Here is an 8410-nt window from a genome sequence, read left to right as displayed (position 1 = left end):
CCATCCTGCAACACCAGGTTGAGCACCGCGTCATGGGCCACGACCACGCCCTTGGGCTGGCCGGTGGAGCCGGAGGTGTACATCACGTAGGCCGCCGTCGTGGCGGGGACGTTGATTGGCGGAGCAGTGGCGACGCCTGCCGCCTCGTCGAGATCATGGATCGTCAGGCACGACAGCTGTGCAGGCGCCAGGGTGCTGTCGTGTGCATGAATCAGCACGCTAGCCTGTGCATCGGCGATCAAGGCCAGCAGCCGCTCGCTGGGATGGGCGATGTCCAGCGGCACATAGGCCGCGCCACACTTGAGCACGGCCAGCTGCGCCACGATCAGTTCGGCCGAGCGCGGCAGGGCAATGGCCACGCGCTGGCCGGCGTGCAGACCCACGGCGAGCAAACGCTGCGCCAGTCGATTCGCGTGTGCATCGAGCGCGGCATAGTTGACGTAGCGCTGGTCCGACACCACGGCGATGGCGTCCGGCGTGCGCTGGGCCTGGGCCTGAAAACGTTGATGCAATGTCTGCTCAGGCAGGGCGGCGATCACGCCGGTGCCGAACTCAGCTAGCTGCTGACGCTGTGCCTCATGCAGCCAAGGCAGCTGCGAAACGCGACAGTCTTCCGCGTTCGTCAGCGCCTGCAGCATCTGCTCAAAACAGCCCCACCAGCGCTGGATCGTGCTCGCATCAAACAGCGCTGCGGCGTAACCCAGGCTGCCCACGATGTGCGCGCCGTCTTCCTGCAGGGTCAACTCCAGATCGAACTTGCTGATCGGGAAGGGACTCTGCACGCTTTCCAGCTGCAGATCGGGCAAATCCAGCGCGATCGCCGGTGTGTTCTGCCAGGCAAACATCACCTGGAACAGCGGCGTGTGGCTCAGATGGCGCGGCGGGTTGAGGCGCTCGATGATCTGTTCAAACGGCACATCCTGATGCGCCTGCGCCGCCAGTGCAGTGCTGCGGACCTGGGCCAGCAGTTGGGCGATACTCGGATCGCGGCGCAGATCAATCCGCAGCGCCTGGGTGTTGACGAACAGGCCGATCAGCGGCTCCAGTTCGCTACGTGTGCGGTTGGCGACCGGGGTGCCGATCACCACCTCGTCCTGGCCGGACAGGCGTGCCAGCAGCACACCCCAGGCCGCAAGCAACGCCATGAATACGGTCGTGCCGTGACGTTGACTCAAGGCACGCAATGCAGCGGTGAGATCGGCATCCAACGCCAGATCCATCGTGCCGCCGGTGTAGTCCTGCAGGGCCGGACGCGGGCGGTCGGTGGGCAGTTCCAGTAGCGCCGGTGCACCCTGCAGGTGCTGTTGCCAGAAGCTCAGCTGATGCTGCAGCAGCGGGCCATCGAGCCAGCGGCGCTGCCATAGCGCGTAGTCCGGGTACTGGATCAACAGCGGCGGCAGCGGATCGGGCTGGCCCAGCGCAAAGGCGGTGTACAGGGCGCCCAGTTCATGTAGCAGGACGCTGATGGACCAGCCATCGGCCACGATGTGGTGGATCGTGATCAGCAGGCGATGTTCGTGCTCGGCCAGCTGCAGCAGGCGGCCGCGAATCAGCGGGCCGGAGGTGAGATCGAAGGGCGTGCCGGTTTCCTGTTCGGCGTGGCGCTGGGCATCGGCCTCGGGATCTGCGGCCTGGCGCAGATCGATGCAGTCCAGAACAAAGCTGCGCTGCGCGGGGAGCACAACCTGGGTAGGGGTGTCCTGATCGGAGGCGAAGACGGTCCGAAGCGCCTGATGGCGGACCAGGAGCTGGTCTAGCGCCTTGCCCAGGGCATCACGGTCCAGCTTGCCGGACAGGCGCACGCCGCCGGCGATCAGGTAGGCCAGTGCTGCACGCTCATCAAGCCGGTCCAGGAGCCAGAGCCGCTGCTGTGCGAAGGACAGCGGCAGCGATGCGCTGCGGTCTGCCGGCACGATGGCCGGCAGGGTGCTGGCGGCGGTGGTGTCCAACGCCTGAGCCAACTCAGCCAGGCGTGGCTGGGCGAACAGCGCGGCCAGCGGCAGTTCCAGGCCGAGGGTGCTGCGGATGCGCGAGATCAGGCGCACGCCCAGCAACGAGTGACCGCCCAGCGCGAAGAAGCTGTCGTGGCGGCCGACCTGTTCGACGCCGAGCAGCTCGCTCCATAGCTGTGCCAGGGTCTGTTCCAGCGCACCTTGCGGCGGCGTGTAGGCCTGCACAGCCAGCGCATCGGCGTCCGGTGCGGGCAGGGCACGGCGATCCAGTTTGCCGTTGGCCGTGAGCGGCAGTGTTTCCAAGATCACATACGCGGTCGGCAGCATCACCTCGGGCAGGCGCGTGGCCAGCTGGGTGCGCAGGCGGTCGGCGCTGAGCTGCTCGGCGTCGCCGACCAGATAGGCGACCAGGCGTGGCGCGCCGGGGGTGTCCTCGCGCAGCAAGACAGCGGCATCGTCCACGCCGGCGCAGGCGCGCAGGGCGGCGGCGATTTCGCCCAGTTCAATGCGGAAGCCGCGCAGCTTGACCTGATCGTCGTTGCGGCCGAGATAGTCCAGCGCGCCGTTCGCGCGCCAGCATGCAAGGTCGCCCGTGCGATACATGCGCTGGCCGGGTTGCTCTGCGAACGGATCGGGGACGAAGCGTTCGGCGGTCAGATCGGGGCGGCCCAGATAGCCACGTGCCAGCTGCGGGCCGGCGATATGCAGCTGTCCGCTGACACCAATCGGTGCCAGCTGAGCGTGCGCATCGAGCACGTGGATGCGCAGATGCGCGATGGGCTGACCAATCGGCACCCTGCCGCTGGGGTCCAATGCATCTTCGCTGGTGGTGTCGTGCACCACGCAGCCGACCACGGTTTCGGTAGGGCCGTATTCGTTGATCAGCCGCGTGTGTGGTGCGAGGGTCTGCCAGCGGGCGAGCGTGGCTGCAGGCAAGGCTTCGCCACCGATCACCATCACCGCTGGGCTGAGCTGGCCTTGATGCTCGGCCAACTGCTGGCCGAGCACTTCCAGATGGGCCGGGGTGAGTTTGACCAAGCCCAGCGGGGTCGGATCGCACAGGCGCTGGCGCAAAGCGTCGAGCGTGTCGTGCTCGGGCAGCAGTTCGACCCGTGCACCGCACAGCAGCGGCGCGAGCAGGCTGGTGAGCGTGGCATCGAACGCCAGCGAGGAGGACACCACTGCACTGGGGAACGGACGATAGGTGGCGATCGCCCATTGCAGGTAATGCGCAGCGCCAGCGTGAGTGAGCAACGTGCCCTTGGGCTGGCCGGTGGAGCCGGACGTGTAGATGACATAGGCCAGGTTGTCCGGGCAAAGGCCGGGGACGCTCGGTGCGCCGGGATCTTCAAGATCGCTGTGTGCGTCGGTGTCCAGGGTCAGCACGCTGACCCGCAGCATGGCGCGGCTGGCCGGCAGGCGATCCTGCAGTTCGGTGCAGGTCAGCACTGCGCGCGGGCGGCTGTCTTCCAGCAGGAAAGCAAGGCGTTCGTCGGGCAGTTCCGGGTCCAGCGGCAGATAGGCCGCGCCGGCCTTGAGGACCGCGAGCAGGGCCACGACCTGGTCGATGCCGCGCGGCAGATACAGCGCGACGCGGCTCTCCGGTCCAACGCCCAAGGTGCGCAGACGATGGGCCAGCTGATTGGCCCGCGCTTCGAGGACGGCGTAGCTGAGTTGAGCGTCGCCTTCCAAAAGAGCCAGGGCATCGGGCGTACGCCGCACCTGGTCTTCAAACAGGTGGTGGATGCACTGCGCCGGATCTAGCGCCGCGGTCTCGGTAGTGGTGAAACGCTGCAGCTGGGCGCGTTCGTCGGCAGGCAGCAGCGGCAGCTGCGCGATGGGCAGCTGCTCATCGGCGGCCATGCCGGCCAGCAGCTGGACGAACTGGGCCAGATGGCGCTCGATGGTGCCGCGGTCAAACAGCGCGCTGGCATAGCTCAGGCTACCGACGATGCGGTCCCCAACTTCGCCCAGGAACAGCTCCAGATCGAACTTGGCATCGGCCGATGGCGACTGGAACGGCTGCAGTGCGATCCCCGGCAAGCTCAGCTCGGCATCGGGGACGTTCTGCCAGGTCAGCACCACCTGGAACACCGGTTGGGCGGACAAACTGCGGGTGGGATTGAGTGCTTCGATGACTTGCTCGAACGGCAGGTCTTGATGGTCCTGCGCGGCCAGGGCGGTGTTGCGCACCTGGGCCAACAGCTCGGCGACCGAGGGGTTGGTACGCAGATCGATCCGCAGCGCCTGGGCGTTGACGAAGAAGCCGATCAGCGCTTCGAGTTCGCTGCGAGTGCGGTTGGCGACAGGCGCGCCGATCACGACTTCGTCCTGTCCAGACAGGCGTGACAGCACCACTGACCAAGCGGCAAGCACGGTCATAAAGACGGTGCTGCCGTGACGTTGACTCAAGCCGCGCAAGGCGCTGGTGAGTTCGGCATCCAGAGCGATTTCGATGCTGTCGCCGCGGTAGTCCTGCAGTGCAGGACGCGGGCGGTCAGTGGGCAGTTCCAGCAGCGCCGGGGCACCGTGCAGATGCTCGCGCCAGAAGCTCAGTTGGCGTTGCAGCAGCGGACCTTCGAGCCAGCGACGCTGCCACAGGGCGTAGTCGGCGTATTGGATCGGCAGCGGCGGCAACGGATCAGGCTGGCCCAAGGCGAAGGCGGCATACAGGGTGCTGAGTTCGCGTACCAGCAGGCCCATGGACCAGCCATCGGTGACGATGTGATGCATCGTGACCAGCAGGCGATGTTCGTGCTCGGCCAGGCGCAGCAGGCGGCCGCGAATCAGCGGGCCGTGTTCCAGATCGAAAGGCGTGCTGGCTTCATCTTGGGCATGGTGTTGAGCATCGGCATGTGGATCTGCTGCCTGGCGCAGATCGACACATTGCAGCGCAAAGCCGATGTCCGGCGCTGCGATCAACTGGATAGCGCCATCGTCGGCGGCGACAAAACTGGTGCGCAGCGCTTCATGCCGGGCCACGATCCGGTCCAGCGCCTGCTGTAGCGCCGGCAGGTTCAGTGCACCGTGCAGATCCACGCCACCGGGCATCAGGTAGGCCAAGCTGGCACGGTCGTCGAGTTGATCCAGGAACCACAGGCGCTGCTGGGCAAAGGACAGCGGCAGCGATGCGCTGCGGTCTGCCGGCACGATCGCCGGCAAGGTGCTGGCGGCGGTGGTGTCCAACGCCTGAGCCAACTCAGACAGGCGTGGTTGGGCGAACAGCGCGGCCAGCGGCAGTTCCAGGCCGAGCGTGCTGCGGATGCGCGAGATCAGGCGCACGCCCAGCAACGAGTGACCGCCCAGCGCGAAGAAGCTGTCGTGGCGGCCGACCTGTTCGACCCCGAGCAGCTCGCTCCATAGCTGTGCCAGGGTCTGTTCCAGCGCACCTTGCGGCGGCGTGTAGGCCTGCACGGCCAGCGCATCGGCGTCCGGCGCGGGCAAGGCACGGCGGTCCAGTTTGCCGTTGGCGGTGAGTGGCAGTGTCTCCAGGATCACATACGCGGTCGGCAGCATCACCTCGGGCAGGCGCGTGGCTAGCTGGGTGCGCAGCGTGTCGGCGCTGAGCTGCTCGGCGTCGCCGACCAGATAGGCCACCAGGCGTGGCTCGCCGGGAGTGTCTTCGCGCAGCAAGACAGCGGCATCATCCACGCCGGCGCAGGCGCGCAGGGCGGCGGCGATTTCGCCCAGTTCGATACGGAAGCCGCGCAGCTTGACCTGCTCGTCGTTGCGGCCGAGGAAGTCCAGCGCGCCATCGGCACGCCAGCACGCAAGATCACCGCTGCGGTACATGCGTTGGCCGGGCTGGTCGGCGAACGGATCTGGGATGAAGCGTTCGGCAGTCAGATCGGGACGGCCGAGGTAGCCGCGCGCGAGCTGCGGGCCGGCGATATGCAGGTGACCGCTGACACCAATCGGTGCCAGCTGATCCTGTTGATCTAGCACGTGGATCCGCAGATGCGCGATGGGCTGACCAATCGGCACGCGGCCACTGGGGTCCAGTGCATCTTCGCGGGTGGTGTCGTGCACCACGCAGCCGACCACGGTTTCGGTGGGGCCGTATTCGTTGATCAGCCGCGTTTGCGGTGCGAGCGTTTGCCAGCGTGTGAGGGTGGCTGCAGGCAAGGCTTCGCCGCCGATGACCATTACCGCTGGGCTGAGCGGTCCTGGATGCTCGGCCAACTGCTGGCCGAGCACTTCCAGATGGGCTGGAGTGAGTTTGACCAAGCCCAGCGGAGTGGGATCGCACAGCCGCTGGCGCAAGGCGTCGAGGGTGTCGTGCTCGGGCAGCAGCTCGACTCTAGCGCCGCATAGCAGCGGTGCGAGCAGGCTGGTCAGCGTGGCATCGAACGCCAGCGAGGAAGACACCACTGCGCTGGGGAACGGGCGATAGGTGGCGATGGCCCATTGCAGGTAATGCGCAGCGCCAGCGTGGGTGAGCAACGTGCCCTTGGGCTGGCCGGTGGAGCCGGAGGTGTAGATGAGATAAGCCAGGTTGTCCGGGCACAGGCCGGGGACCATCGGTGCGCCGGGATCGTCCGCACCTACATCCATGTCCGTGTCCAGCGTCAGCACGCTGACCCGCAGCATGGCGCGGCTGGCGGGCAGGCGATCCTGCAGTTCGGTGCAGGTCAGCACTGCGCGCGGGCGGCTGTCTTCCAGCAGGAAAGCCAGGCGTTCGCTGGGCAGTTCCGGGTCCAGCGGCAGATAGGCCGCGCCGGCCTTGAGCGTGGCCAGCAGCGCCACGACCTGGTCGATCCCGCGCGGCAGATACAGCGCGACGCGGCTCTCCGCTCCAACGCCCAAGGTGCGCAGACGATGGGCCAGCTGATTGGCCCGCGCTTCGAGGACGGCGTAGCTGAGTTGAGCGTCGCCTTCCAAAAGAGCCACGGCATCGGGCGTACGCCGTACCTGGTCTTCAAACAGGTGGTGGATGCACTGCGCCGGATCTAGCGCCGCGGTCTCGGTAGTGGTGAAACGCTGCAGCTGGGCGCGTTCGTCGGCAGGCAGCAGCGGCAGCTGCGCGATGGGCAACTGCTCATCGGCGGCCATGCCGGCCAGCAGCTGGACGAACTGGGCCAGCTGGCGCTCGATGGTGCCGCGGTCAAACAGCGCGCTGGCATAGCTCAGGCTACCGACGATGCGGTCCCCAACTTCGCCCAGGAACAGCTCCAGATCGAACTTGGCATCGGCCGATGGCGACTGGAACGGCTGCAGTGCGATCCCCGGCAAGCTCAGGTCGGCATCGGGGACGTTCTGCCAGGTCAGCACCACCTGGAACACCGGTTGGGCGGACAAACTGCGGGTGGGATTGAGTGCTTCGATCACTTGCTCGAAGGGCAGGTCTTGATGGTCCTGCGCGGCCAGGGCGGTGTTGCGCACCTGGGCCAACAGCTCGGCGACCGAGGGGTTGGTACGCAGATCGATCCGCAGCGCCTGGGCGTTGACGAAGAAGCCGATCAGCGCTTCGAGTTCGCTGCGGGTGCGGTTGGCGACCGGCGCGCCGATCACGACTTCATCCTGTCCAGACAGGCGTGACAGCAGCACTGACCAAGCGGCCAGCACGGTCATAAAAACGGTGCTGCCGTGACGCTGGCTCAAGGCGCGCAATGCGCTGGTGAGTTCGGCATCCAGAGCGATTTCGATGCTGTCGCCGCGGTAGTCCTGCAGCGCAGGACGCGGGCGATCGGTGGGCAGTTCCAGCAGCGCCGGAGCGCCGTGCAGATGTTCGCGCCAGAAGCTCAGTTGGCGCTGCAGCAACGGGCCTTCCAGCCAGCGACGCTGCCACAGCGCGTAGTCGGCGTATTGAATCGGCAGCGGTGGCAACGGATCAGGCTGGCCCAAAGCGAAGGCCGCATACAGGGTGCTGAGTTCGCGCACCAGCAGGCCCATGGACCAGCCATCGGTGACGATGTGATGCATCGTGACCAGCAGGCGATGTTCGTGCTCGGCCAGACGCAGCAGGCGGCCGCGAATCAGCGGGCCGTGTTCCAGATCGAAAGGCGTGCTGGCTTCATCTTCGGCATGGTGTTGAGCATCGGCATGCGGATCTGCTGCCTGGCGCAGATCGACACATTGCAGCGCAAAGCCGATGTCCGGCGCTGCGATCAACTGGGTGGCACGATCGTCGGCGGCGACAAAACTGGTGCGCAGGGCTTCATGCCGGGCCACGATCCGGTCCAGCGCCTGCTGTAGCGCGGGCAGATCGAGTGCGCCGTGCAGATTCACGCCGCCGGCAAGCAGATAGGCCTGTGCGGCACGGGCGTCGAACTGGGCCAGGAACCACAGACGTTGTTGCGCAAACGACAGCGGCACAATCTCACCGTCGTTGCGCGGCTGGATGGTCTGCTCTTCAACGCCCGTAGGCCCCGCCTCGCTCAATAAAGCCCAGAGCCGATGTGCCTCCTCCGTGCTCAGGGTCGAAATATCCTGCGGAAACTTGGCGGAAGAGGTCATGG

General features: G+C 66.6%; 1 protein-coding gene. It reads right to left on the bottom strand.

What is annotated here, in order from left to right; translation table 11 throughout:
- Positions 1-8408 (bottom strand): non-ribosomal peptide synthetase (locus tag GGR62_RS19600; protein WP_184409505.1); only part of this gene is annotated, 8408 nt, incomplete at its 3' end.
- Positions 8409-8410 lie beyond the last annotated feature (2 nt).

Source organism: Xanthomonas sp. 3075, assembly GCF_014197275.1.
Lineage (GTDB): Bacteria > Pseudomonadota > Gammaproteobacteria > Xanthomonadales > Xanthomonadaceae > Xanthomonas > Xanthomonas campestris_B.
Note: the sequence above shows the minus strand (reverse complement) of the source record. Positions and strands in the feature narration are given on the sequence as shown.